The organism is Oceanibium sediminis, from assembly GCF_003265325.1.
Lineage (GTDB): Bacteria > Pseudomonadota > Alphaproteobacteria > Rhodobacterales > Rhodobacteraceae > Halovulum > Halovulum sediminis.
Map to the genome: position 1 here is coordinate 18,520 of NZ_QGNX01000003.1, position 24,571 is coordinate 43,090.

The 24,571-nt window shown below is 65.5% G+C and carries 23 protein-coding genes; 8 read left to right on the plus strand and 15 right to left on the minus strand.

What is annotated here, in order from left to right; genetic code table 11:
- Window positions 1–9 precede the first annotated feature (9 nt).
- From DJ029_RS08655 to DJ029_RS08675, 5 genes are all read right to left on the minus strand, one after another.
- Entirely contained in the window at window positions 10–1,257 is a 1,248-nt protein-coding gene (locus DJ029_RS08655; protein ID WP_112322038.1) for a flavin-containing monooxygenase, read from the minus strand.
- A gap of 364 nt (window positions 1,258–1,621) precedes the next feature.
- A complete protein-coding gene (locus DJ029_RS08660) occupies window positions 1,622–2,203 on the minus strand; it encodes an OsmC family protein (RefSeq protein ID WP_112322039.1) in 582 nt (193 codons plus the stop codon).
- A 435-nt stretch (window positions 2,204–2,638) separates the two neighbouring features.
- Window positions 2,639–3,691, minus strand: a complete 1,053-nt coding sequence (locus tag DJ029_RS08665) for an acyl-CoA dehydrogenase family protein (protein WP_112322040.1) — start codon at window positions 3,689–3,691, stop codon at window positions 2,639–2,641.
- 10 nt (window positions 3,692–3,701) lie between these two features.
- A complete protein-coding gene (locus DJ029_RS08670) occupies window positions 3,702–4,877 on the minus strand; it encodes an acyl-CoA dehydrogenase family protein (protein ID WP_112322041.1) in 1,176 nt (391 codons plus the stop codon).
- Entirely contained in the window at window positions 4,874–6,061 is a 1,188-nt protein-coding gene (locus tag DJ029_RS08675; RefSeq protein ID WP_198671098.1) for a CaiB/BaiF CoA transferase family protein, read from the minus strand. The genes DJ029_RS08670 and DJ029_RS08675 overlap by 4 nt, the downstream gene beginning before the upstream one ends.
- Before the next feature lie 132 nt (window positions 6,062–6,193).
- Here DJ029_RS08675 and DJ029_RS08680 point away from each other — a divergent pair, with 132 nt between their 5' ends.
- Window positions 6,194–7,198 carry an ornithine cyclodeaminase family protein gene (locus tag DJ029_RS08680; protein ID WP_112322042.1) on the plus strand — a complete coding sequence of 335 codons (1,005 nt, stop codon included), beginning with the start codon at window positions 6,194–6,196 and terminating at the stop codon, window positions 7,196–7,198.
- 11 nt (window positions 7,199–7,209) lie between these two features.
- A complete protein-coding gene (locus DJ029_RS08685) occupies window positions 7,210–8,877 on the plus strand; it encodes a tetratricopeptide repeat protein (protein WP_112322043.1) in 1,668 nt (555 codons plus the stop codon).
- Window positions 8,878–8,896: 19 nt separating this feature from the next.
- Here the strand turns inward: DJ029_RS08685 and DJ029_RS08690 are convergent, their stop codons facing one another.
- Together DJ029_RS08690 and hutC are read right to left on the minus strand one after the other, a co-directional pair.
- Entirely contained in the window at window positions 8,897–9,703 is an 807-nt protein-coding gene (locus DJ029_RS08690; RefSeq protein ID WP_112322044.1) for a phosphate/phosphite/phosphonate ABC transporter substrate-binding protein, read from the minus strand.
- Complete coding sequence (gene hutC, locus DJ029_RS08695; protein WP_157966319.1) at window positions 9,697–10,446, minus strand: histidine utilization repressor; 750 nt, start codon at window positions 10,444–10,446, stop codon at window positions 9,697–9,699. Before hutC ends, DJ029_RS08690 begins: the two co-directional genes overlap by 7 nt.
- A gap of 201 nt (window positions 10,447–10,647) precedes the next feature.
- Between hutC and DJ029_RS08700 the strand changes: the two genes are divergently transcribed.
- The 3 genes from DJ029_RS08700 to DJ029_RS08710 all read left to right on the plus strand — a co-directional run bounded on the left by DJ029_RS08700 (window position 10,648) and on the right by DJ029_RS08710 (window position 13,614).
- Window positions 10,648–11,673, plus strand: a complete 1,026-nt coding sequence (locus tag DJ029_RS08700) for a TRAP transporter substrate-binding protein (protein ID WP_112322046.1) — start codon at window positions 10,648–10,650, stop codon at window positions 11,671–11,673.
- A gap of 76 nt (window positions 11,674–11,749) precedes the next feature.
- Window positions 11,750–12,304, plus strand: a complete 555-nt coding sequence (locus tag DJ029_RS08705) for a TRAP transporter small permease (protein ID WP_157966320.1) — start codon at window positions 11,750–11,752, stop codon at window positions 12,302–12,304.
- A 5-nt stretch (window positions 12,305–12,309) separates the two neighbouring features.
- Window positions 12,310–13,614, plus strand: coding sequence for a TRAP transporter large permease (locus DJ029_RS08710; RefSeq protein WP_112322048.1), 1,305 nt, complete (start codon window positions 12,310–12,312; stop codon window positions 13,612–13,614).
- Window positions 13,615–13,654: 40 nt separating this feature from the next.
- On the opposite strand, the gene DJ029_RS08715 is transcribed toward DJ029_RS08710, so the two are convergent.
- From DJ029_RS08715 to DJ029_RS08740, 6 genes are all read right to left on the minus strand, one after another.
- Window positions 13,655–14,446, minus strand: coding sequence for a phosphodiesterase (locus DJ029_RS08715; protein ID WP_112322049.1), 792 nt, complete (start codon window positions 14,444–14,446; stop codon window positions 13,655–13,657).
- Between the two features lie 4 nt (window positions 14,447–14,450).
- Window positions 14,451–15,260: a carbohydrate ABC transporter permease gene (locus tag DJ029_RS08720; RefSeq protein ID WP_112322050.1), complete on the minus strand. Its 810-nt coding sequence runs from the start codon at window positions 15,258–15,260 to the stop codon at window positions 14,451–14,453.
- Complete coding sequence (locus DJ029_RS08725) at window positions 15,257–16,150, minus strand: carbohydrate ABC transporter permease (RefSeq protein WP_112322051.1); 894 nt, start codon at window positions 16,148–16,150, stop codon at window positions 15,257–15,259. The genes DJ029_RS08720 and DJ029_RS08725 overlap by 4 nt, the downstream gene beginning before the upstream one ends.
- A gap of 73 nt (window positions 16,151–16,223) precedes the next feature.
- Entirely contained in the window at window positions 16,224–17,480 is a 1,257-nt protein-coding gene (locus tag DJ029_RS08730) for an ABC transporter substrate-binding protein (protein WP_112322052.1), read from the minus strand.
- 38 nt (window positions 17,481–17,518) lie between these two features.
- Entirely contained in the window at window positions 17,519–18,556 is a 1,038-nt protein-coding gene (locus tag DJ029_RS08735; protein ID WP_112322053.1) for an ABC transporter ATP-binding protein, read from the minus strand.
- A gap of 2 nt (window positions 18,557–18,558) precedes the next feature.
- The gene (locus DJ029_RS08740; RefSeq protein ID WP_112322054.1) at window positions 18,559–19,335 is read right to left on the minus strand and encodes a DeoR/GlpR family DNA-binding transcription regulator; all 777 of its coding nucleotides are present in this window, start codon (window positions 19,333–19,335) and stop codon (window positions 18,559–18,561) included.
- A 268-nt stretch (window positions 19,336–19,603) separates the two neighbouring features.
- Between DJ029_RS08740 and DJ029_RS08745 the strand changes: the two genes are divergently transcribed.
- Window positions 19,604–20,488, plus strand: coding sequence for an HAD-IIA family hydrolase (locus DJ029_RS08745; RefSeq protein ID WP_112322055.1), 885 nt, complete (start codon window positions 19,604–19,606; stop codon window positions 20,486–20,488).
- Window positions 20,489–20,537: 49 nt separating this feature from the next.
- Here DJ029_RS08745 and DJ029_RS08750 read toward each other — a convergent pair whose 3' ends face one another.
- Together DJ029_RS08750 and DJ029_RS08755 are read right to left on the minus strand one after the other, a co-directional pair.
- Entirely contained in the window at window positions 20,538–21,965 is a 1,428-nt protein-coding gene (locus DJ029_RS08750; protein WP_198671100.1) for an FAD-binding oxidoreductase, read from the minus strand.
- 178 nt (window positions 21,966–22,143) lie between these two features.
- Entirely contained in the window at window positions 22,144–23,070 is a 927-nt protein-coding gene (locus tag DJ029_RS08755) for a LysR family transcriptional regulator (protein WP_198671101.1), read from the minus strand.
- Between the two features lie 136 nt (window positions 23,071–23,206).
- On the opposite strand from DJ029_RS08755, the gene DJ029_RS08760 reads away from it, so the two are divergent.
- Entirely contained in the window at window positions 23,207–23,560 is a 354-nt protein-coding gene (locus tag DJ029_RS08760) for a peptidase associated/transthyretin-like domain-containing protein (RefSeq protein WP_157966321.1), read from the plus strand.
- Window positions 23,561–23,581: 21 nt separating this feature from the next.
- Window positions 23,582–24,538 (plus strand): Bug family tripartite tricarboxylate transporter substrate binding protein, encoded by a 957-nt coding sequence (locus DJ029_RS08765; RefSeq protein ID WP_112322059.1) that lies wholly within the window; start codon window positions 23,582–23,584, stop codon window positions 24,536–24,538.
- The last annotated feature ends 33 nt before the right edge of the window (window positions 24,539–24,571 follow it).

Consider the following 24,571-nt stretch of genomic DNA (forward strand, 5'->3'; position numbering starts at 1 on the left):
CGGCTCCTTTCAGGCGGCCAGGTGTCGGGGAAGGGCAATTTGCGCGTGAATGCGCGCGGCAATGGCGTCGGCGTCGCGCCCGACGCCGTGGATGAAGGCCGAGCTTCGGTGGCGCATGTACGGCAGGCCGAGGGCGAAAAGCCCTGGCACCGGCGTGACGCCGCCGTCGGTGATCAGCTCGCCCCGCGCATCGAGCACGGGCAGGTGCAGCCAGGGATAGCGCCGGCGAAAGCCGGTGGCCCAGATCACCGTGCGTATCCCGTCGGCCCGCAGGTCCAGCCGGGCCGGGCCGGCGGGGATCGGCGCGGGCGGGGCCCAAGCGCCGGGGTCTTCCGGGGCGCGCAGCCCCGCCAGCGCGACGTGATGGTCGATCACGCGCAGCAGCGTCTGGCGGCGGGCCTCGGCCCGGATGATCTCGTCCGGCAGGTCGGTGCCCAGGCGGATGCTGTGCCCTGCGGCGTCCAGCGCGCGTCCGACCACGCGGATCCCCGCCTCGGCGAGGGTGGCGAGCCCGATGGCGCGCCCGCCGCTGCTGCCGGTCAGCTGCATCGAGGGCAGGGACATCAGCTTCTCGGCGGAAACGCCGAAGGGGCGCGGGTCGCTCAGGAAGCCGGCCAGCTCGAGCCACTCGAAAACGTCCTTGCCCCGGTAGCGGCGGGGCGAGCGGACGTGCCGCCCGACCGCGAGGACCGTCTTGCGCCCCGAGGCGCGCACTTCCGCCGCAATCTGCACGCCGGTGGCCGAGGCCCCGACGACCAGCACGCCGCCCGGGTCCAGCCCCTCGGCGCCGCGATAGCGGGTGGTGGCAAGCTGTTCGATATCCGCGGGAAGCTCGGTGGCCCATGCGGGCACCGCCGCCTGGTCGCAGGCGCCGCTGGCGATGACCGCCGCCGGTGCGCTCCAGTCGCCCCGGCTTGTGGCGACGCGAAAGCAGCCGTCGTCATGGCTGAGGGATGTCACCTCGCACCCCGTCTCCACCGGGGCGGCGTGGCGCTGGGCATAGGCGTCGAGCGTCGCGGCGAAGGCGGTGGCGTGCATGAAGCCGGATGGGGCCTTTGGGGGTGCCATGCCGGGCAGGCGGTTCATCCAGTCCGGCGTCAGAAGGCGAAGGCCGGGCCACCGCTCGGAATGCCAGCGCTCGCCCGGGCGGCCGCGTTCCAGGAGCACATGCTCCACGCCGCGCAGCGTCAGGCTGCGGCTGAGGGCCAGCCCGGCCTGGCCTGCGCCGATGATGATCGCGCCCGTGTGTCGTTGCATCCGTCAAGCTCCTGAAAAGGTGTTGCTCGGGGGATCATGGGCGGGCCGCGTTTCACCCGTGTCGCGACCCGCGCCGAAACGGGTTTCAAAGGTTTCAGTCCGCGCAACGCCCTCGCAAACGGAAGCCGCCCGCGGCACGGGGCTGCGGGCGGCATGGAAGGGGGAGACGTGGGGTGGTTCAGCGGTCGCGGTTGTGCCACCAGGCGATGAAGGCCTGGTGCGGCGGAATCCTCTCGCCGGGGCGGGGTATTCTCATCACGCGCTGGGCCAGGGTGGTGGGATAGGTGGTTTTCATCGGTCTGTTCCTTTTTCATGTCGAAGGGGTTCGGGGCGCGGGCCGGCGCCAGGCCGGCCCGCTGCGACGTCAGGCGGCGTCGGCGGCGATATCGATCGCCACGCCGTTGGTCAGGATGTCGTAGACCGCCGAGCGGGCGACGGACTGGCGGACGATCTTCTCAAGCTCTTCGCGCGGGGCATCGCCCTGGATGGTCACGGTCATGCGGATGCCGGAGAAGCCGTTGCGCACCGTCTTGTCGAGGCCGAGGATGCCGTTCAGGTTGATATCCCCCTCGACGGCAGTCGCGACGCGGCGCAGCTTCACCTGGCGGATCGAGGCGATGTTGCCGATACCAGCCGTGATACAGGCCGAAAGCGCGGCGAGGACCATCTCCACCGGGGTGGGGCCGTTGTCGGCCCCGCAGAGCACCTGCGGATGATCGACATCGACGGCGTAATCCTGGCGGTGGGGCTGCTCGGCCATCGCGCCGAAGAAGCCGGGGAAGGTGGCGCGGGAATGCGTGCCGTTCACCCATTCGCCCTTGGCGCGGAAGGTGAAGTCGGCAATCGCGGGCGTCTCGCCCACGGCGCCCAGGGTGGCGAGGAACGTGGGGACATCCACGCCGTTCATCGCGATCTTTGCGGGCTTCTCGAGTGTTTCGGTGGTCATTGGGTCTTGCTCCTTGGCTCTGTCGAGGTGTGCGGGCGGCGGGTGTCGCCGTCCCTGTGAGCAGGAGTTCTAGGCCCGGTGCGTTTCAGGCGAATTGCGCGGCATGTTTCAATGGTTTCGACGCGGGATTTTCCGGATTTCCTTTTGGTCATCAATCCCACGTGGAAAACCCTGTGCCCCTGAGCATCTCGGCCAACCAGGTTTTTGGATTCCGCACATGCCGGCTTGGCAACCCCGTGCCGGGCCAGAAGCTTCAACTCGGGGAGGGGGAGCTTTCCCTCGGTTTCGAAAATGCGCTGGGCGGTCAGCTGTCCGCTACCCTGGGTAGCGGCGCTGTGTCCGGTATCTGTAGCTGGAACGACAGAACCGGCCAGCCCCAGGAGGCGGGACTGGCTCATGCACGCCGCGACCAAGGCGGGCGGTGGTTCCCCGCGTTCAGGCCATCGCGGACAGCACGCCGAGATGCAGTCCAGGGTGCCCGCCAACCAGTTCGTTCGCTGTCAGGCGCTTCACGAAATGCGCGACCTGGCATTCCGAGGTCATACCGATCGCACCATGCATCTGCACCGCCTCTTCGGCGATGCGCCGGGCCGACCAGCCGCACTGGATCCACGCCTTGCGGGTGATGAGCGCGGCTTCGGGCGCGTTCGCATCGGCGGCCATTGCCGCCGCCAGCATGAGTGAGCGCGCCTCATCCAGCGCCACATGCATGTCCGCCAGCCGGTGCTGAAGCGCCTGGAAGCTGCCGATCGGGCGGCCGAATTGCTGGCGTGTTTCCAGGTACGCGCCGGTCATTTGCACCAGTTGCTGCATCGCGCCGCAGGATTCCGCCGCCAGCGCAATCAGGAACGCCATTTCCAGGCGCGCGAGCAGGTCGGAGGGCGCGTCTATGCGATGGCTCTCCGACAGGATCACCCCGGTCAGTTTCAGCCGGGCCAGATCGCGGCCGTCCGGTCCTGGGATCTGGGTCAGGGCTATTCCCGCAGCATCGGGGGGTAGCAGGAAAAGCGCGGGCTCCGCGCTGATCGAAGCGCTGATCACGATATGATCCGCCCCCCGACAGTGCAGCGCCGGGGCCTTTATCCCGTCGATCCGGTATCCGCCGTCAACAGGCGTCGCGGTGGTCGCGGGGCGGGTCAGATCGTGCCGACGGTCCGGCTCGATCAGCGCCGCGCCAAGCCGGGTGGTCCCGGTGATCGCCGCCTCAAGCAGTGCGGCGCGGTCGGGTGCGCCGGCAAGCGCGCCCGCCCCGATGATGGCGTGGCCAATGTAGCCGTCGGTCAGGCAGGCACGGCCCATCGCCTCGCCAAGGATCGACGCGCCGGCCATGCCCAGCCCCGAGCCGCCGGTGTCGGCAGGAAGGTGACACCCGAACCAGCCCATGTCGGCCAACGCGCTCCAATGGCTGTCACCCGGCGTGCAGGCGGCCGCGAACTTACCCGCCATTTCCGCGACCAGCGCTTCATCTTCATTCAGTTCGAAATCCATGACGCTCTCCTCAAAGATCGAGCAGCGAACGGGCGAGGATGGTGCGCTGGATCTCGTTAGAGCCGCCCCATATGCTCAGCTTGCGCAGGTTGAGATATTCAGCCATCGCGGCGCCCGGCACGCCATCTTCCGCGCCGTTCAGCCAGCCCTGGTCCAGCGAAAGCCCCTCGACAGGTGCCGCCATCTCCAGCGCGAGCCGCGAGAGGGCCTGCGCGATCTCGGTGCCGCGCAGTTTCAGCTTGGCGGCGTCCGCGCCGATGTCACGCCCGGCGTTGAGCGCGCTGAGGATGCGCAGCTCCATCAGCTCAAGGGCCGACAGCTCCACGTCCAGCGTCGCGAGGCGGGTGGCGATCCGGTCCCGCTCGGAGCGCAACGGATTCGGCGCCGCGCTAGCCTGGGCGCGCAGCCGGTTGAGCTGGCGACGCGAGCGGGCGGCGTTGGACATGTTCAGCCGCTCATGCGAGAGCAGGAACTTGGCATAGGTCCAGCCCCGGTTTTCCTCTCCCACGCGGTTCTCAACGGGGACGCGCACATCCTCGAGGAAGACCTCGTTCAGTTCCTTGTCGCCGTCCATCATCGGGATCTGGCGCACGGTGACGCCGGGGCTTTTCATGTCGATCAGCAGGAAGGTGATGCCCGCCTGCTTCTTCGCGTCAGCATCGGTGCGGACAAGGCAGAACATCCAGTCAGCCCATTGCGCATAGGTGGTCCAGACCTTCTGCCCATTGACGACGTAATGATCGCCGTCGCGCTTGGCCGAGGTGCTGAGCGCCGCCAGGTCAGACCCCGCGCCGGGTTCCGAGAACCCCTGGCACCACCAGTCGCGGCTTTCCCGGATACCGGGCAGAAAGCGTTGTTTCTGGGCTTCGTTGCCGAAGGTATAGATGACGGGCCCCACCATGCCGATGCCGAACTGCTTCAGCCGGGGCGTCGGCAGCGCGCTGTATTCCTGTTCGAAAAGGTAGCGCTGGGTCGCGGTGAAGCCGGGGCCGCCCTGATCCGCTGGCCAGCCGACCGTCAGCCAGTTGCGGGTGGCAAGGATCTTTTCCCAGCGCTGGAAATCGGCCTTCTCCAGCCGTTGGCCGCTTTCGGCTTTGCGCGCTATATCGGCTGGCAGGTTTTCGCCCAGAAACGCGCGAACATCCTCGCGGAATGCCGTGTCGGCGTCGGAAAATGCGTATCTCATGCCTCTTCTCCCCCCACTTCTCGCCGGTCGGACAAGTCCCGCAGGATCGCTTCGGTTTCCCCACCGAGGGCCGGGGCCCGCGTGGGTACGCCGCGCGGGCGCCCGGCGAAATGCACCGGCTGTTCGGGGGTGCGCAACGTGTCGAAAACGTCATGGTCAAGCGGGCGGAATACGCCGCGCGCGCGGCAATGTTCGCTCTCGGCCGCCTCCGCCAGGTCCCAGATCGGAGAGCTGGGGATCCTGGCGGCCAGAAGGGTCTCGACCACCTCTTCGACGCTCCGTTCGGCGGCCCATTCTTCCAGCCCGCGGGCGATCGCATCGCGATTCGCGGTACGACTCTGGACACTGGCGAACCGGGGCTCCTCTGCCCAGCCGGGCTGGCCGATGGCCTCGCAAAGCCGGGCGAAAAGCTGGTTGTTCGCCACCGCCACGATGAAATGCCCGTCCTTGGCCGCATAGGCCCCGAAAGGCTCGGTCAGGGGGTGCCTGTTGCCATGGCGCATCGGCGCTTCCCCGAGGCCCTGATACCGTGACAGCGCCGTGGGCATCATCGTCAGCAGGGTATCGAGCATCGCGACGTCAAGATACTGGCCTTCGCCGCTGCGTTCGCGGTGGAACAGGGCGATTGCAATGCCAAAGGCCGCGAATATGCCCGCGCTTACATCCGCCACGGAGTCACCCACCAGCATCGGCGGCCCGTCGACCGCGCCGGTGATGCTCATCAGCCCACTCATCGCCTGTGCGATCACGTCATAGCTCGGTCGTTTGGAGAGCGGCCCCTCCTGCCCGAACCCGGAGATGGAGCAATAGATCAGGTCCGGCTTTTCCGCTCGCAGGTCATCGTAGGAAATGCCCAGCCGCGCCGCGACACCGGGGCGAAAATTCTCCAGCACCACGTCGGCGGTAGCGGCCAGGCGCCGGGCCGTTTCAAGCCCTCCAGGGTCCTTGAGATCGAGGCATATGCTCTTCTTGCCCCGGTTGAGCAGCGCGAAATTGACGCTTTCGCCATCGCGGATAACGCCCATCACGCGCTGGTCGTCGCCCTGCGGCGGTTCAACCTTGATGATTTCGGCCCCAAGGTCGCCCAGAAGGGCCGAACAATAAGGGCCCGCCAGCACGCGCGAGAAATCGACGATGCGAATGCCGTCCAGAAGGCCACGCCCGTCTTTGGTTCCGGTTTCCAAGGCTACCTCCTGCAAGGGAAAAAACAACTTGTATATATATGTATAAACGATACGCTGATGCCGTCAACAGGAACGGTCCGGGCGGCGGCTGATCGCAGGGCGGGCCGCCCGAAAAGCGGAGGACCCGAGCTTATGTCCGAGATCTGGATCGACTATCTGAACTACCCCGACGTCGAGGCGCTTGAGCTGACCGACCAGGAAATCCTGGCGGCGGTGGAAACATGCCTCGCGGCGCAGGGCCGCGGCGAAACCGTGATCGAACCCCGTGTGCACCTTGTCCCCGAGACGTCCGAGAAGGGGCATTTCAACGTGTTGCGCGGCTACGTGAAGCCGCTGGGCGTGGCCGGTGTGAAAGTGGTCGGCGACTTCGTGGACAACTACAAGCAGGGGCTGCCGTCGGAGCTGGCGGTGCTCAACCTCTTCGATCCGGAAACCGGCATTCCCAAGGCGATCGTGGACGCCACCGCCATCACCGAGATGCGCACCGGCGCCGTCACCGCGATCGGTGCGAAATACCTCGCGCGCAAGGACAGCAAGATCCTTGGCCACGTCGGCACACGTGGTACCTCCTACTGGAATATCCGCCTGATGGATCACCTTTTCGATTTCGAGGAAATCCGTGTCCATTCCCGCCGCCCGGAAAGCCGGGATGCCTTCGGCGCGCGCCTGGAGCGTGACCTCGGCAAGAAGGTGATCGTGACCGACAACTGGCAGGATTGCCTTGAGGGCGCTGACATCATGGTCGAGGCAACACGCCTGCCTGCCCCCGAGCCGATGTTCAAGACGGCCTGGATCAAGAAGGGCGCCTACGTCGTACCCTATGGCACCATGAGCGCGGTCGAGTTCGACCTGACAGACATCATGGACAAGATCCTGGTCGATGACTGGGGGCAGTGTGGCCCGGGCCGCCCCTACGGATCGTTGCGCCGTCACGTGGACGAAGGCAAGCTGACCGAACAAACGCTCTACGCCGAGATGGGGGATGTCGTCGCCGGCAAGAAGCCGGGACGGGAATCCGATGATGAGACCATCCTGTTCTGGCACCGGGGGCTTTCCAGCACCGACGTGGCCCTTGGCGCGGCGATGGTGGAGAAGGCGGCGCGGCTCGGAATCGGCCAGAAGCTGCGTTTTAGGTAACGGGGGTGGCGATGGCGCAGGACTACGAGTTCGACCTCAACGCCTGGCGGAGAGAGATCACGACCGCTTCGCCACAGGCGCAGGTCTGGTTCGATCGTGGCCTGGCATGGACCTACGGCTACAACCACGAAGAGGCGGTCTTCTGCTTCCACGAGGCTCTGCGCCACGACCCGGGCTGTGCCATGGCTTGGTGGGGCATCGCCTATGCAAGCGGGCCCTTCTACAATCGGCCCTGGATTCGGTTCACTCCGCGGGAAGTGGCGGCGACCCTACCGGTCTGCCATGATGCGGCGTCCAGGGCGGTGGCCCTGTCAGGCGGGGCGACGCTGACCGAACAGGCGCTGATCCAGGCGATTGTCCTGCGCTATCCCCGGGCGGCGGCCGCCCCCTTGGAGGAGTTGTCCCGCTGGCACGACAGCTACACTGACGCCATGCGCGCGGCGCACCGAAGCTTCCCCGAAGACCTGGACATTGCCGCGCTTTTTGTCGAGGCGGCGGTCACCCGCAACCCGCGCAAGCTTTGGGACATCCGCACCGGGGTGCCCATGCCGGGCGCGGATATCGTGGAGTGCTGCGGCGTGCTTGAACGCGCGCTGAAGCAGATGGACGTGCAGGGCGGCCCCCCGCATCCCGGCGTGCTGCACATGTACATGCACGCGCTGGAAATGTCCCAGGACCCCGAGGCCGCCCTGATTGCCGCTGACACGATGTCCTCAATCGCCCGGGACGAGGGGCATTTCCATCACATGCCGGCGCATATCTACGTGCAGTGCGGGGACTATGCCCAGTCGGTCGCCGTCAGCAAGCGGGCGGTAGCGGTGGATGACCGCTACGTTGCTGTGCGGGGGGCGGCGAATTTCTATACCACGGCACGTTGCCATGACCTGCACCTGCTGATGTTTGCAGCAATGATGCTGGGGCACTACGGCGATGCGCTGCACGCGGCGGACAGGATCTGCACGACCGCAACGCCAGACCTGATCGGCAAGAGCTTTCCCTTCATGGCGGCGATCCTTGACGGGTATTCCGCCATGCGCACCCATGTTCACGTGCGTTTCGGGAAATGGCACGAGCTGGTCGCCGAACCGGCCCCGCAGAACCCGGAGCTGACGCCGATCCGCGCGGCCATGCATGCCTATGGCCAGGGGGTGGCGAATGCCGCGTTGGGCCGGATTGACGCGGCCGAGGACGCGCAGCGACGCCTGGACAAGGCGATTGCCGCAATCCCGCCGGACGCCATCTTCCTCAGCAATCCCATCGTGGACATGCTCGCCGTGGGCGTGGCCATGCTTGAGGGGGAGCTGGAGTACCGCAAGCGCAACTATGAGCAGGCGTTCCGCGCCCTGCGCCTGGCTGCCGAGCGCGATGACAACCTGGCCTATACGGAGCCTTGGGCCTGGATGCATCCGCCGCGCCACGCGCTTGGCGCGCTTCTGGCCGAACAGGGCCACCTGGCCGAGGCCGAGGCAGTCTATCGCGCCGACCTCGGTCTCAGCGACGAAGTCGCGCGCTGCGTCCAGCACCCCGACAATATCTGGGCGCTGAAGGGGTTGCTGGAATGCCTCACCGAACGTGGCGCGAACACAGAGGCGGCGCTGGTCGCCCAGAAGCTGAAAATCGCGCAGGCGCGCGCGGATATTCCGGTTACCGCCGCGTGCTGTTGCCGCGGCGGGCCGTAGCACGCGCCCCGCGCCTCGCTCAGCCGGGCCGGTGATATCCGGCGCGGCGCGCTTCCTCATCCCAGGTTTCGGTCAGGGCGTAGCGCTCGGGGTCGGGGACCCGCTCGAAACCGCTGAGGCAAAGGTCTCGTAGCAAGGCAGCGCTAGCCGGATCGCCGGCGGCCCCTTCCAGGGCGCGGCCGAGGGCCTCGGCGGTTTCTGCCGGGACGGCCCGTGCCGCCGTCAGCACGGGCATCGGCGCACAATCGGTCCGCGCCACGACCCGCAGCTTCGCTGCCGTCTCGGGCTCATGCCGTTCCAGCAACTGGTGGAAGTAGCTGTCCACCGGCGCGATGTCTGCCCGTCCCTCGATCACGGAGTTGAGCGATGCGCGGGGTGTGACGACGGGCCCGATGCTTTCACGATAGAGGGGCTGCCCGTCTTTTCGATGGGCCAGCAGCATCCTGCGCGGCGCGTTGAACCCCGAATGGGACCCTTCATCGGTCCAGGCGATGCGCCCGCCGAAAGTATCCTCAAGACTCTGATGGGCAGAGTCGGCCCTTACTACCATGACCGTGCAATAGGTCGGGCCGCTGCAAAGGGCCGTGTCGGGCACCGGTGCCGCGACGATTCGCGGATCGTGGGTCGAGCGGCGAAACGGCCAGCCGCACATGAACACGCAGCCCATGTCATCCCTGCTCCAAAGGGCGTCCAGCGGCGCCGGGGCGGGGTAGTCGATGACCTCAAGCGGGATTCCCGCCCTGTCGGCCGCGCGCTCGATCAACGCGCGCCAGAGTTCCGCAACCCCGGGCGTGACGTTGTACATGCGGGTGCAGCCGATCAACACGGCATGTCCCTTACGGCCTGCGGTCCGGAAAAACGCCCGGTGAAGCGGAACATCTCGCCCGGGTGGATCAGTTGCACGTAGGTGATGATGTCCTCGCCCAGCCAGGTGCGGCGAATCAACCTTAGGCAGGGGGCATTTTCTTCGATTTCCAGCAGCTTGCTGATCTCGGGTCCGGCCGAGATCGCGTCAACCTTGTGCTCGACCTCGCTGAACATGACGTTCTTCTGCAAGTAGTCCGAGGCCGTGACGGTGGTGAAATCCTGCTCCAGGAAAAGCGGCGCGAATTTCGGCACGACGAGGCGGACCTCGATCTGGATCGGATGCCCGTCGCTGAGGTGGAGCACCTGGATCTTGAAGATGTCCTCGCCCAGGGGGACCTCCAGGCGGCCGGCTTCCTGTTTTGTCGCGGGGCCGCGCTGTGCCTCAAGCAGGATGCTGGAATGCTCCTTGCCCTGATCTTCGATTTCCTGCGCGATGCTTCGGATCTCGAACAGGGGGGCAAGCGTCTTGAACTCGGCCACGAAGGTGCCAAGACCCTGAACCCGGTTGAGACGCCCCTCCACGGTCAGTTCCGACACGGCGCGATTGACCGTCATCCGCGAAGCGGAGAAATGCTTGGCCAGTTCCGCCTCGGAAGGGATGCGGTCGCCGGGGGAAAGGTTCCCGCTTGAGATGCCGTCAAGGATGTAGTTCTTGATCTGGCGACTCAGGGGAATCCTGGAGATCTTGGCCGGTGTCTTCACGTTCTGCTCCGCCTTGGGCTCGTGCTTTGTTTTTCGGTGTTTCTTTTCACTTTGGTCCCTTTCGCGCGGCCACGCAATTTTTGTTTGCATAAATTGTATATACCAGCATAGACTTGTCAATAATTCCGGACCGGAAAAGGCTCGGATGACAGAGGGGGGACGCCTTCCGGGCACCCGTTTCCAACAGACAGGGAGATACGAATGATCCAGAATTTCAGAAAGCTAGCCGGTGCGATGGGCCTTGCGGTCGCGGTCATCGGTGCGCCCGCGCTCGCACAGGAAACGGCCACTCTGCGATTCTCTTCCGCTTTCTCGCCGATGAGCGCGAACAACCGGGTGAGCGTTCCCGCTTTCATCGAAGCGGTCGAGAAAGCCTCCGAAGGGACGCTCAAGATCGAGCATTACCCCGGTGGTTCGCTGGGCAAGAGCCCGGTGCAGCAGTTGTCCATGGTCGAAAACGGGATCACGGATATCGCCGAAGTGGTGGTCGCCTACACCCCGGGCCGTTTTCCCGAACTGTCGGTTTTCGAACTGCCCTTCCTGGCGGAAACCAACGTCGAGGCCGGCCTCGCCGCATACAGCCTGTACGAGAAAGGCCTGGTTTCGGACTTCGAGGACCTGATGCTTGTCGGGATCATCATGACCGGGCCCTACGCGTTGTCATCTGCCGAACCGATCGCCAATCTGGATGACATTTCGGGCACGCGCCTGCGCGTTGCCGGACCGATCCAGACCGAAATGGCCAGCTTGCTGGGCGCAACGCCCGTCGGCAACGTCGCGGCCCCGCAGATCGCCGAGAACATCTCTCGCGGGTTGCTCGAAGGGGCCATGATGGCGCCCGGTAACCTTTACAACTTCCGTATCGCGGATGCCGCCAAGCATCACATGTGGGACCTGAAGCTGGGCTCTGTCGCGGTGATCTTCCCGATGCGTCGGGACACCTATGAAAACCTGCCGCCGAAAGCCAAGGCAGCCTTTGACACTTACTCTGGCGAGTGGTTCACCCGCGTCCTGGGCGAGGGGCTGGACAAACAGCAGGAAGAAAGCAAGGCCAAGATCAGCGCCGATAGTGAGCAGACCGTGTATACTTGGACGGATGAACAGATCGAAGAGGTCCGCGCCCTGCTTCAGCCCGTGGTTGAGGAATGGAACCAGCCGAACGAAAACGGCGTGAACCTCTATGAAGAGGCGGTTTCGGCCCTCGAATCCGTCCGCGCGCAGAACTGATCGCAGCAACGACCCAACCCCGGCAAGGCGGCGCAACAATACCGCCTTGCCCTTTCCATCTGAAGGAGGTGCCGTGATGTCGGCAAGCGCGCTGATCCTGAAGTGGCTCCGTCGAAGCGAGGACGCCGCCGCGATCGGCTTGCTCGGCCTGTTGATCCTTTCGGTCGCTACCTTCGCCGACGTGATCATGCGCGGCGTGTTCAACGCACCGATCTATGGCCTCAGCGACCTGGTCGAGATCGTCACGCCCCCGGTCGTGGCCTCCTGTTTCCCGGCGGCGCTGGCAGCGCGGCAGAACATCACCATCCGCTTTCTCGGACGGGGCCTTCCGACGCGGGCGGGGCAGGCGGTGGAAGTCTTCGGACAGGCGGTGACCTTGCTGGTGATCCTCGGCATCGTATGGCGCGTCGGGGACTATTCCTGGGACATCTTCGACAACCAGCAGGTCACTTGGCTTCTGAACATTCCGGCCTGGCCGTCGTGGTTCCTGACCTCCCTGCTTCTTGCGGTCTGTGTGCCGATCCAGTGCCTCGTCCTGCTCGAAACCGTCGCGAACCTTCGGCAAGGGAATCCCCTGCTGCCGGACCACCCCGAACTTGACGGCCAGACCGGCAACGAGAGCCGAGGATAGAATTCATGGACCCCATTATCGTTGGACTTCTCGGCTTCGCCGGCATGCTGAGCCTGATCGCCTTGCACGTTCCGATCGGCATCGCCATGGCAATGGCAGGAGTCATCGGCTTTGCCGTACTGACGGGCAACCTCAGTGCCGCCATCGCCATGTTCGGAACCGAGACGGCGGGCGCGATATCAAGCCCTGAACTCGTCATCATCCCGATGTTCCTGCTGATGGGGGCCTTCGCGGGCACTTCGGGGCTTGCGGGGGACCTCTATCGCCTGTCCAACGCGCTGATCGGTCACCGAAAGGGCGGGCTGGCGGTGGCGACCATCGCCGGTTGCGGCGGGTTCGGGGCGGCCTGCGGCTCCTCCATCGCGACCACCGCGACGATGGCGCGTATCGCGCTGCCGGAAATGGAAAGCCGCAACTATGCACAGAGCCTTGGCGCGGGCAGCATCGCGGCGGGCGGAACCCTGGGCTCGCTGATCCCGCCGTCCTCGATCATGCTGATCTATGCCTTCCTGACCGAGCAATTCGTGGTGGACCTGTTCATCGCCGGCATCCTTCCCGGCCTGCTGACCATCGGGATCTACATTCTTGCGATCTATGTCGTCGTGCGCCGGAACCCGGCCCTTGCCCCCGCGGGGGAAAGGGCAACCTGGGGGCAAACGGCGCGGGTCGCGCTATCGACATGGGGGATTATCCTCGTCATCGGCATCATGACGGTCGGACTATACGGCGGGATTTTCACCGTGACCGAGGCTGCCGCCGCCGGTGTTCTGGTCACGATGCTTTTCGCCTTCGCGCGCGGCAAGCTCGACCGCGCCAGCCTGCGCCGGACGGTGGCCGAAACCGCCTACAGCGTGGGGATGCTCTATACCATCCTGATCGGGGCGCATATCTTTTCGAACTTCGTGACCCTGACCCAGCTTCCCTCGGCGTTGATCGAAGGTATTGTCAGCCTCGATCTTGCGCCGCTGCTTGTCATCATGATGCTGGCGTTGATGTATATCGTCCTTGGCGCGATCTTCGACTCCATCGCGGCCATGGTGATCACGCTGCCCTTCGTGTTTCCGCTGGTGACGGTCGGGCTTGGATACGACCCGATCTGGTGGGGCATCGTGATGATCGTGGTGATCGAGATCGGCATGATCACACCGCCCATCGGCATCAACGTCTTCGTCATGCACGGGGTCAGGCGAGATATCCCGCTTCGGACCATCTTCCGCGGCATCATGCCATTCCTCGCGGCGGATATCGTGCGGCTCCTGCTGATCATCCTGTTCCCGGCCATCGCGCTCTGGTTACCACGGACGATGTGATCGGTGGTGCAGCGCGGCCGGCGTTGGCCGCGCGTGCCGCTCAGAACGGGTAGGGGCCCTCGGCCGGGTCGAGGGGCAGCGCGCTCCAGACGCCGCCCGGGGCGGTGTCGATCACCGCGCATCCTGTCGGGCCGGTAAGGAACCCCACCGTCGCGCTGTCCCGCCGGTCCAGCGCGAAGGCGCTGCAGATCGCGGGGGCCGTCGCCACCGCGTGCTGCCCGATCCGCCCGTGATAGACGCCGTGAACATGGCCGGCGATCACCGTGACGTCGGCTTGCGCGCTCCCAAGCACCGTTTCCAGCGCGGGGGTATTCTCCAGTCCGATGGCGTCCATGAACTTTATGCCCGTGTGCAGCGGCGGGTGGTGCAGCGCCACCACGACCGGGCCGGGCCAGTCCAGCGCATCGGCAAGCAGCGCCAGGCTTTCTGCGCGCAGCCTACCCCCGCCTTGCCCTTCGACGAGCGTGTCCAGCCCGATGACGCGGGTTCCGGCAAGATCGACGGTCCAGTCGACCAGCCCACTTCCCGGCATTCCCGGCGTATCGGCGAAAGCGGCGCGCATCGGCTCGCGCGCGTCGTGATTGCCCGGGATCGCCAGAAGGGGAAGCTGCAGGCGGTCAAGCTCGGCGCGCGCGAAGGCGTAGCTGTCGGGGCTGCCGTCGTCGCTGATGTCGCCCGTGAGCAGCACCGCGTCGAGCGGGCCGAGCGCGTCGAGGCGTGCAACCAGCCGGTCGATCGCCGCGCGCAAAAGCGCCCGCGTGTCCAGCACGCCGGACGCCAGCGCGCCCCGGGTCACCACGTGCAGGTCGGTCAGCTGCAGGAAACGCGCCATCCGCCTACTTGATCCCGGCCCGCAGGAAGGCCTGCACGAACTGGCGCTGGAACACGAGGAAGGCGATCAGCAGCGGCGCGACCGACATCATCGTCGCGGCAGAAATGACCGAGATATCCACCCCGTTCTCAGGCGCGCCGAAGATCGACAGTCCCACGGTCAGGGGCCGCGTATCCGGCGAGTTCGTGACGATCAGCGGCCACAGGAAGTTGTTCCAGTGGGTCGAGACGGAAACCAGCGCATAGGCCAGGTACGTGGGCCGGGCGAGCGGGACATAGACCCGCCACAGGATGCCGAACCAACCGCAGCCCTCAACCCGGGCGGCCTCGTGCAGCTCGATCGGCACGCCCTTGAAGGCCTGGCGCATGAGGAAGATGCCGAAGGCCGAGGCCATGTAGGGCATCCCCACGCCGAGGATCGAGTCGAACAGCCCCAAGCGAGAGACCATGGCGTAGTTCTCGACGATCAGCACCTCGGGCAGGATGAAAAGCTGCATCAGCACCAGGATGAACACGAAATCCCGCCCCGGGAACTGCACCTTGGCAAAGGCGAAACCCGCAAGCGTGGTGATCACGAACTGGCCGATCAGGATGACGGTGACCAGCACGAAGGTGTTCAGAAAATACCTGAGCCAGGGCGCGCCATCCCAGGCGGTGCGGAAGTTGTCCAGCGTCCAGGCCGCGGTGACGTTGAAGTTGACCGCGTCCGACGTGGTATGGAACGCCGCCCAGAAGGCGAAGACCAGAGGGGAGATCCAGATGACGGCAAGCAGCAGCGCGCCCAGCGTCTCGATATGGCGGGAGAGGGCTCTCATTGGTAATGCGTCCGTTTGTCGAGGTACGAGAACTTGATCGCCGCGACGATCCCCAGCACCAGCAGCACCATGATCGTCATCGCGGCCGCCTGGGGCGCGTCGAAGAAGGCGAAGGCCATTTCCCAGATGTAGTAGAGGATCAGCTTCGAGGCGTCGTTCGGCCCTCCCTTCGTCAGGATGAACAGGTGGTCGATCAGCTTCACCGAGTTGATCAGCGCGTTGACCATGATGAACAGCGTCGTGGGCATCAGCAGCGGGAACACGATGCGCCGGGTATAGGTCCAGCGGCTGGCGCCTTCGATATCGGCGGCTTCCTTCAGGTCCTCGGGAATGGTTTGCAGCGCGGCAAGGTAGAAGATCATGAAAAAGCCCGCCTCCTTCCAGATCGTCACGATGATGACGGCCCAGAGCGCGGTTTCGGGCTGGCCCAGCCAGTTGACCGAGGGCAGGCCGAACAGGCTGCCGATCTGGTCCAGCACACCAAGCCCCGGCGTGTAGAAGAACAGCCACAGGTTCGCCGCGGCGATCATCGGCAGGACCGTGGGCGTGAAATAGGCGGTGCGCACGAAGCCGCGCGCAGGGATCTTGGAATTGGCCCAGAGCGCCATGCCAAGCGCGATCGCGATGGAGATCGGGATCGTCGCGCCTGCGTAGATCAGGTTGTTCGTGACCACTTTCCAGAACGTCGGATCTGCGAACAGGTCGGTGTAATTCTCGGACCCCACGAACTCGCTTGGGCGGCGGCGCGTGCCGCGGCTGAACAGGCTCGTCCACAGTGTCGCCATCGAGGGGTAAAAGGCAAAGGTCGTCAGCAGGATCGCGGCGGGCGTCAGAAGCAGCCAGCCATAGATCGCCTGCCTGCGCCGTTCGAGGTTCACATGTTCCGCCATGTCCCGGCCTTTCGCCTTTTGGTTTGCCTGCGCCCGGGCGTTTCCGGGCGCAGGCCAGATGGTGTCTTCGCGCTTACTGGTAGTCGCGCAGCAGCCGCACGGCGGCTTCCTGGGCTTCCGCCAGCGCGTCGGCCGGGGACTTCGCGCCGGTCAGCGCCGCCTGGATGGCGTTGTTCAGCCCGTCGCGCACGCGCGCCGTCTCGAAGGTCGAGAATTCGGCAACGGCGTTCTCAAGCTGGTTGCGGGCAACCAGTGCCGGCGGGAACTCGGCGGTGTAGGCTTTCAGCGCCTCCGTCTCGTAGGCGGCGGGCGAAACGCCCATGTAGCCCGTGGCGATTGACCAGGCGGCTGCCTGCTCGGGCGCGGTCATGAACTCGATCAGCTGCATGGCCGCTGCGCGCTCTTCTTCCGTGGTTTCCTTGAAGACGTAGAAGTTGCCGCCGCCCGTGGGTGAGCCGGGGCGCACGTTGGCGGGCAGCTCGGCGACGCCGAAGTCGAAGCTGGCGTTGTTCTTCACCGCCGTCAGGTTACCGGTCGAATGCCACATCATCGCGGTCTGCCCTTCCAGGAAGGCCTGGCGCAGGGTGCCCCATTCCACGGTGCCCTCGGGCATGATGCCATGCTCGGTGGACAGGGACTTCCAGAATTCCAGCGTTTCCACGACAGCGGGATCGTCGAAATAGGTGGTCAGGCCGTCATCCGACATGAGTTCCTTGCCGTTCTGGATCGCCAGCGCCTGGAACATCCAGTAGGGATAGCCCGTGGACGGGATCATCAGCCCGTAGGTGTCGTCCTTGGTCAGCGCCTTGCCCATTTCGACCATCTCGTCCCAGGTCGCCGGGGGGGCCTCGGGGTCAAGTCCGGCTTCGCGGAACATGTCCTTGTTGTAATAAGCCACGATGGTCGAGCGCTGGAACGGGATGCCCCATGTCTTGCCCTCGACGCGGCTGTTGGCCATCAGCGCGGGATAGAAGCTGTCCAGCCAGGCCTGATCTACGCCTTCGATATCCTCGAAGGGCACGATCAGGTCCTGCTCGATCAGGTCATAGGCGTCGATGGAGAACATCACCGCAAGCTGCGCGGGTTCGCCGGAGGCCAGCGCCGACAGGGCGCGCACGCGGGTGTCATCGTAGTTGCCGGAATAGATCGCGGTCACCTTGATGTCGGGGTTCTCCGCCTCGAAATCGGCGACGATGCCGTCCACCACTTCGGTCAGCGCGCCGCCGACGGCGATGGGGTAGTACATCGTCAGTTCGGTTTGTGCCGCCGCGGGTGCGGCAAGTGCTACGGCCGATACGGCGGCCAGCCCTAGTTTCTTGAAAGAGGTCATGATCTTCTCCCGTTTGGTTGTTGCAAATCGCCGTTCCCTCATGCCGCGGGGGCCCCGACTTGACGCGCAAGGCGCTGGCCCGCCGCATCGAAGAAATGCAGATCCTCGTCGTCGAAGGTGATTTCCAGGTCGTCTCCGGACGGGATGTGTTTCAGCCCCGGCATGCTGACGGTCAGACCGTTAGCAGCGGGGTGTGACAGGCCGATGAAGGTTTCCGAGCCCAGGAACTCGCATTCGGTGACCTTGCAGGTCAGCCGCCCGGCGCCGCTTTCGGCCACGCGCACGCTTTCCGCCCTGAGGCCGATTGTGGGGGTATCGCCGAACCCCGGCAGCGCCGATCCTTCGATCAGCGCCATGGGCGGCGCGCCCACGAACTCGGCCACGAAGGTGTTGGCGGGGCGGTAGTACAAGTCCTCGGGCGTGCCGGTCTGCTGGATGCGCCCGTCCTTCATCAGCACGACCATATCGGCCATGCTCATCGCCTCGGTCTGGTCGTGGGTGACGTAGACGACGGTGATGCCCAGGTCGATCTGAAGCTTCTTGATGTCCTTGCGGACCGAGGCGCGCAGCTTCGCGTCGAGGTTCGACAGCGGTTCGTCCATCAGGCACAGCGGCTTGTTCGCCACGATGGCGCGGGCCAGGGCTACGCGCTGGCGCTGCCCGCCGGACAGCTCACCCGGTTTGCGGGCCTCGTAGCCGAGCAGGCCGGTGATCTCCAAAGCGCGATGCAGCTTTTCCTTGCGCTCAGCGGCGCTGACCCGGCGTACCTTCAGCCCGAAGACGACATTCTCGGCCACGTTCAGATGCGGGAACAGGGCGTAGGACTGGAACACCATCGACAGGTTCCGCTCCGATGGCGCGGCGGTGGTCACGTTCTGACCGTCGATCGAGATCGTCCCCTCGTCCGGCAGTTCCAGCCCGGAAAGCAGCCTGAGCGTGGTCGACTTCCCGCAGCCCGAAGGCCCGAGAAGTGCTACGAAGGAGCCGCGCGGGATCGACAGCGAAACGCCCTCGACCCCGAGCTGCCCGTTCCAGCGCTTGGCGACGTTGTCTACGTGAACGAAGGGATCGGCCATGGTCAGTCCGCGTCCTCTGCAAATACGATGTGTTGGCCAAGCCCGTCGACGAGCTCGGAAAATTCTGGCGGCGGGGGGCGGTCGCAGATCACGAGGTCGACCTCGGAGACGTTGCCGCCCGCTGCCGGGGCGTGGCGGCCGAACTTGCTGCGGTCGATCAGAAGGATGGACTTCTGCGCGTTCCGTCGCATGCGCTCGGACACGCGCACCTCGGCGCGGTGGAACTCCAACAGCCCGCCGTCTGCATCGATCCCGGCCGTTCCGAAGATCGCGAATTCGGCGCGGTAGCGGGCGAAGAAATCCACGACCTCCTCGCCGATGAAATCCCGGTCGGGCAGGCGGATCTCGCCGCCCGGAACGATGATCCTGTTGGAGACTTCCTCGCTCAGCGACATGGCGACGCTGAGGTTGTTGGTGATGACGGTCAGTTCCTTGCGCCGGTGCAACGCGCGCGCGACGCTGAGAACGGTCGAGCCGATGGAAATGAACAGCGTGGCGCCATCCGGGATCTGCGCGGCGGCCACTTCGGCGATGGCGCGCTTGCCGACCAGGTTGGTGCCCGCGCGCTGCTCGAAAGGGGTGTTCAGGTGATCCTCGGCCAGTTCGATTCGCCCGTGGGCGCGATGCAGGCTGCCCCCGTCGCACAGGATGTCGAGGTCGCGCCGGATGGTCTGCGTCGACACGCCAAGCATTTCCGCCAGCGCCCCCACGCTCACCCCTCCGCGTTCCTGGACAACCTGCTGGATCAGGTCGCGTCGTCTGATCGATTTGGATGCCATCGGATTCCTCACCCCACTGTCGGAACGATATCGGAAAAAAGCCACAAAACAACAAAAATCCTGTGATTTTCAGAATTTTCGTCGCCGGCCCTGATTTTTCGTCATTAAAATGTCATAAATAACAATGATCTAAGATTTTGCCCATGCTGACTGGGCGTCTGGAAATGTTGTTATGTCGTTTTTGCTTTCATTTTCCTGATCGATCCTTACGATCCCAGTATCGCTGCGGACAAGGTGCGCAGCCTCGGGGAAAGGGCGAAGGGGCCGCATGGACGACGTCGCGAGTATCTTTGATCGGTATGAAGCAGTCAGGCACAGGCTTCCGTCAGCGCGGTTCGGGGCGGACACCATCGATGTGGACTCCCTTCTGGATGTCTCGCCACGGGTCGATGCCTTCGTCTTCGATGCGTTCGGCGTGCTCAATGTCGGCGAAACCCCGATCGCGGGCGCGGCGGACCGCCTGGATCAGCTCAGGGCGTCGGGGCACGCAATCCGGATCCTGTCCAATGCCGCGAGCTACAACCACGACGCCGCCACCGCGAAGTTCAGGAAGCTGGGGATGCGGATCGACCCGGACGAGATCGTGACCAGCCGGGACGCGGCGCTTGCCGGTCTGGACGACCGGCTCTGGGGCTGCATCGCCGCGCCGTCGGACGATCTGTCGGACATTCCCGCCGCCGCCCGCCGCCTGGAGGATGACCGGACAGCCTATGACGGGGTCGACGGCTTTCTATTCCTGTCCACCGAAACCTGGAGTGCGGCGCGCCAGGCGATGCTGAGCGAAAGCCTGGCCCGCCGCCCGCGTCCTGTCGTGATCGCGAACGCCGACCTGGTGGCCCCGCGCGACTTCGGCTTTTCGCTGGAGCCCGGCCACTACGGCCACCTGCTCGCGGATGAGGGGGTGGCCGACATCCGTTTCTTCGGCAAGCCGTTCGCGGAAGTCTACGAGATGGTCGAGGCATCGCTGCCGGGTATCGCGCCAGAACGGATCGCCATGTGCGGCGATACCTTGCACACGGATATCCTCGGGGCCGCCGCGCGGGATTGGAGCACGGTCCTCGTGACCCGGGACGGGCTGTTTTCCGGCGCGGACACGCGCGCGTTCTGTGAACGCTCCGCGCTGATCCCCACCTGGCGGCTGCCACGGATCTGACACCGACCCTTGGCGCATGCGGGCCAGGCGGGCTGCCCCGGTGCGCGCCTCAATCCCGGAACAACGCGCCCGGGTTCATCACGCCGCGCGGGTCCACGGCCTGTTTGATCGCCTGCTGAATCCTGCGTTTCGTGGGATCGGCGAAGCGCTCGTGATCCGCGATGCGGCTGCGCCCGATGCCATGCTCGGCGCTGATCGTGCCGCCCAGGGTGACGGACACCTCGTTGATGAGGTCGCTCAGCCTGCGTGCGAGCGCCTGCTGACCGGGGTCTTGGCGATTTGACGCGGTTCCTTCGGGCGGGAAGATGTTCACATGGATGTTCCCATCCCCGACATGGCCATAGAAATTGGCCCTCAGCGCCGGATCGACCCGCGCGATCCCCGCAGCGACTTCATCGATGAAGGTCCCGATCCCGCTGAGCGGCACGGCGGTGTCCGAGGTGACGAAAGCGCCCTCAAGCCGGTTGTACTCATACGCGGCCTCGCGCAGCTTCCAAAGCGCATCGGCCTGCTTCTGGGATGAGGCCAGCACGGCATCCTGGATCAGCCCGGTTTCGAATGCTTCGCCCAGCCACTGCTCGATCAGCTCGCAGATCGCGGCGGCGGAATCCACCTGAAGCAGGACATACCAGTCGTGCTTTTCCTCCATCGGGTCCGGCAGGTCCGGGATATGTTTCAGCGCCAGGGAAAGGCCCAGCCGCGACAGCAGTTCAAAGGCCGTCACGACGGTTCCGAACTGCGCCGTCAGCGCGTGAAGCAGGTCGAGCGCCGCGTCAGGCGAGGGCACCGCGCAAAGCGCCGTGAGCCCCTTTTCCGTGCTGGGGAACAGGGTCAGCGCGGCGGCGGTGATGATGCCCAGCGTTCCCTCGGACCCGCTCATCAGGTGCCGAAGGTCGTAGCCGGTGTTGTTCTTGCGGACCGTCGCGATGTCACTCAGGACGGATCCATCGGGCATGACCGCCTCGATCCCCAGGCATTGATCCCTTGCGCTGCCGTAGCGAAGCACGTTCACACCGCCCGCGTTCGTCGCGAGGTTTCCCCCAATCGTGCAGCTTTCTTCCGAGGCGAGGCGCAGGCCCACCTTGCGGCCCACCGCCTCGGCGGCGCGCTGCACGTCCGCCAGGATCGCGCCCGCCTCGACGACGATCACGTTGCTCCTGGCGTCCACCTGCCGGATCGCGGCCATCCGCTCGAGCGACAGCGTCACGACGGGCCTGTCGTCGAGGCTCATGTGCCCGGCCACGCCGCCGGACCCCGCGCCGAAGGGAACGATTCCGAGGCCGAGCTCGCCGCAGGCGGTCACGATCTGCGCAACCTGTTCGGTGTACTCCGGTTTCACCACGAGGCCGGTCTGCCCGTGGTGCTTTCCGCGCGGATCGTCCAGGTAGCGCCGGGTGGCGTCGCCGCTGACGATGCCGGATGGACCGACGATGTCCGTCAGGCGGGTGAGCGCATTCTCCGACAGTGCCTTTGACAAGCTTCGGATCCTTTCATGGCTTCGACAAGGTCCGACAGCGAGGGGGAGCCTGCCTTGCCGGAGCGCCCGTGAACCTAGTGTCCCCTTACGGCAGGGATCAAATGCCGAATCCGAATACGCCATACCGGCGCGGCATGGAAAAACGCTTTGCGCCCCGCAGCTTGCGCGCGGTCCCGCGTCAGCCGGGCGGCATGGCCTTGCCCGAGACGAAGTCCGCGATCTCCTCAAGGTAACGCGGGGCGATCCGGTCACGCATGATCGCCTGCAGGCGGATCATCGGGTCCGTTTCCGGCAGTAAGCGCCGCCGTCCCCACATCCGGGAAATCTTCAGCCCCTCGACCAGCGCGGCGCTGATCGTCCCGGAGCGCAGGTCGTTCGAGAACGCCGAGAAGGGCAGGATGGAGTTCAACTCTCCCCTGGCGCATTCGTTGATGCAGGCGAAATGGGATTCGACCTCCATGCGGATCTCGGTCCTGATGCCGTGGCGGTCGAACTCGCCCTGAAGGTAGCGGCGGACCCGGTCCTGCTCGGTGGTCAGCGCGAACCGGTGCCCGTCCAGGGCGGAGATCGGGACCTTTCGCGCCGTGAACATGCCCGGCGCGCCGATGACGAAAAGCGGCTCGTCCCACAGCGGCGCCACGGCAAAGGTGTTGTCTCCTGGCGGATTGGTCAGAACCGCGCAGTCGATGTCGCCCGAGCGGACCCATTCCTCAAGCCGGTGGCTCGGCGCTTCGCTGAACTGCAACAGGGCGGTGCGCTGCACGGCCGTCAGCGGGCTTTCCGTGCGCGCCAGCAGCAGCTTGCTGATCGCCGGGGGCAATCCGATGCTCAGCCGGCGCGCGTGCGGCGATTGTTGCGAGAACTCCTCCTCGATCAGGGCGACGCGCTGGATCACGCTTTCCGCCAGGACACGCAGGCGCGCCCCGTCCGCGGTCAGCGCAGCGCCGCTGCCGGTGCGCGCGAAGACGGTGATGCCCAGCTCTTGTTCCAGTTGCTGGATCTGCCGGCTGATCGCCGGTTGCGCGATATTCAGCATCCGCGCGGCCTGGCTGATGCTGCCGTGGGTGGCAACGGCCAGAAAATACCTCAGCTGCCGCAACTCCATGCCGTCTCCGCCTCCCATGCCGTTTCGGTATAGTATAGGTCGCATCGGCATTTGCACAAGAATTGGCGTTTGCCTAGCGTTTCTGAAAAGAGGCGGCACCGCCATTCACGTTTTTCGCCCCGGGGGGATGATCGAAATGGAAAGCAAGACGATCCGGTTCAGCATTCACATCCTCGACGGAACCACGGGCGAGCATGCCGGTGGCGTGCCGGTCGAGTTGCACCGCGTGGGCGCGCATGGCGGCAGGGAGTTCCTGTCGCACTGCGTCACCGATACCGGCGGGCGGGCGGCGGTGGAGCTGCCGGCCTGCACCCGCCTTGACGTGGTGATCCAGAGCGGCGCGCGCTTCGCCGGGAACGCGCCGGCGGCCGTCACGACGCAGGCGGTGACGCTTCACGTGGCGCTGCCCGACGGCGCCCGTGGGGTGCATCTGCCGACGGTCATTGCCCCGAATTGCAGTTCGCTCTGCTGGCTGGAAGCGGGCACCTAGAACAACAACGAGGAGGAAGAAATGAGTTTTGATTTCCTGAAAGCGGCCGGGATCGCGGCTATCCTGGCATTCGCCGGTCCGGCCCATGCCGATACGGACTGGACCCCGCCCGGTCCGATCGACCTGCTGATCCCGTTCGGCGCGGGCGGCTCGTCGGATTCCATGGCGCGGTTCCTCGCCTCCGGCCTGAACGAGGAATTCGGCTGGGAGGTGCGCCCCCAGAACCTGCCCGGTCAGAGCGGTGGGCTGATGGCCTCGAAGCTGACGGACATGCCGAGCGACGGCACGGCCATCGCCTTGGCGCCGCTTGGTCCGCTGATCTACAAGGAACTCGTGACGCAGAACCCCGGCTACGCGGTGGCGGACATGACCATGGTCACCACGCTGGCGGGTACGCAGATGGGCCTGGTCGCCCGCGCGGATCGCGGCTGGAACGACCTTGGTGACGTGATCGCGGCGGCCCGCGCTGGTGAGGAGCTTTCGGTCGCGGTGCCGACCCAGAAGCTTGGCGACGCGGTCTACCTGATCTCGCGCGAGCATGACATCGACCTGACGGTGGTGATGACCCAGGGCGGCCAGGCCGCGATGGGCGCGGTGATCGCCGATGACACCGACATGGCCTGGCTCGGCGGGCACCAGGGCGCGAACGTGCTCAACGGGCAGCTCGTCAACCTGGTGTCGGGCGAGTTGGAACCGTTGGAGGTGTCCCCGGACGCCCCGCTGCTGTCCGCCTTCGGGATTCCCTACTTCTTCGGCACCGATTTCGTCATCATCGCCCCCGCGGGCGTGCCGGATGACGCGCGCGCGGCGCTGGCCGAGGCAATCGCGAGCATCGTCAACGACGAGGAGGGCAACCTCCACAAGCTGCTGGTCAAGAGCTTTGCCGGCGCGCGGGTGATCTCGGGCGACGAGCTGGATGCCCGCCGGGCCCGCGCGATCGAGAACGACACCCGGCTTCTGGCCGACGTCGACGAGTAACGCTGAAAGACAATCGCCCTGCCGTGCCCATCG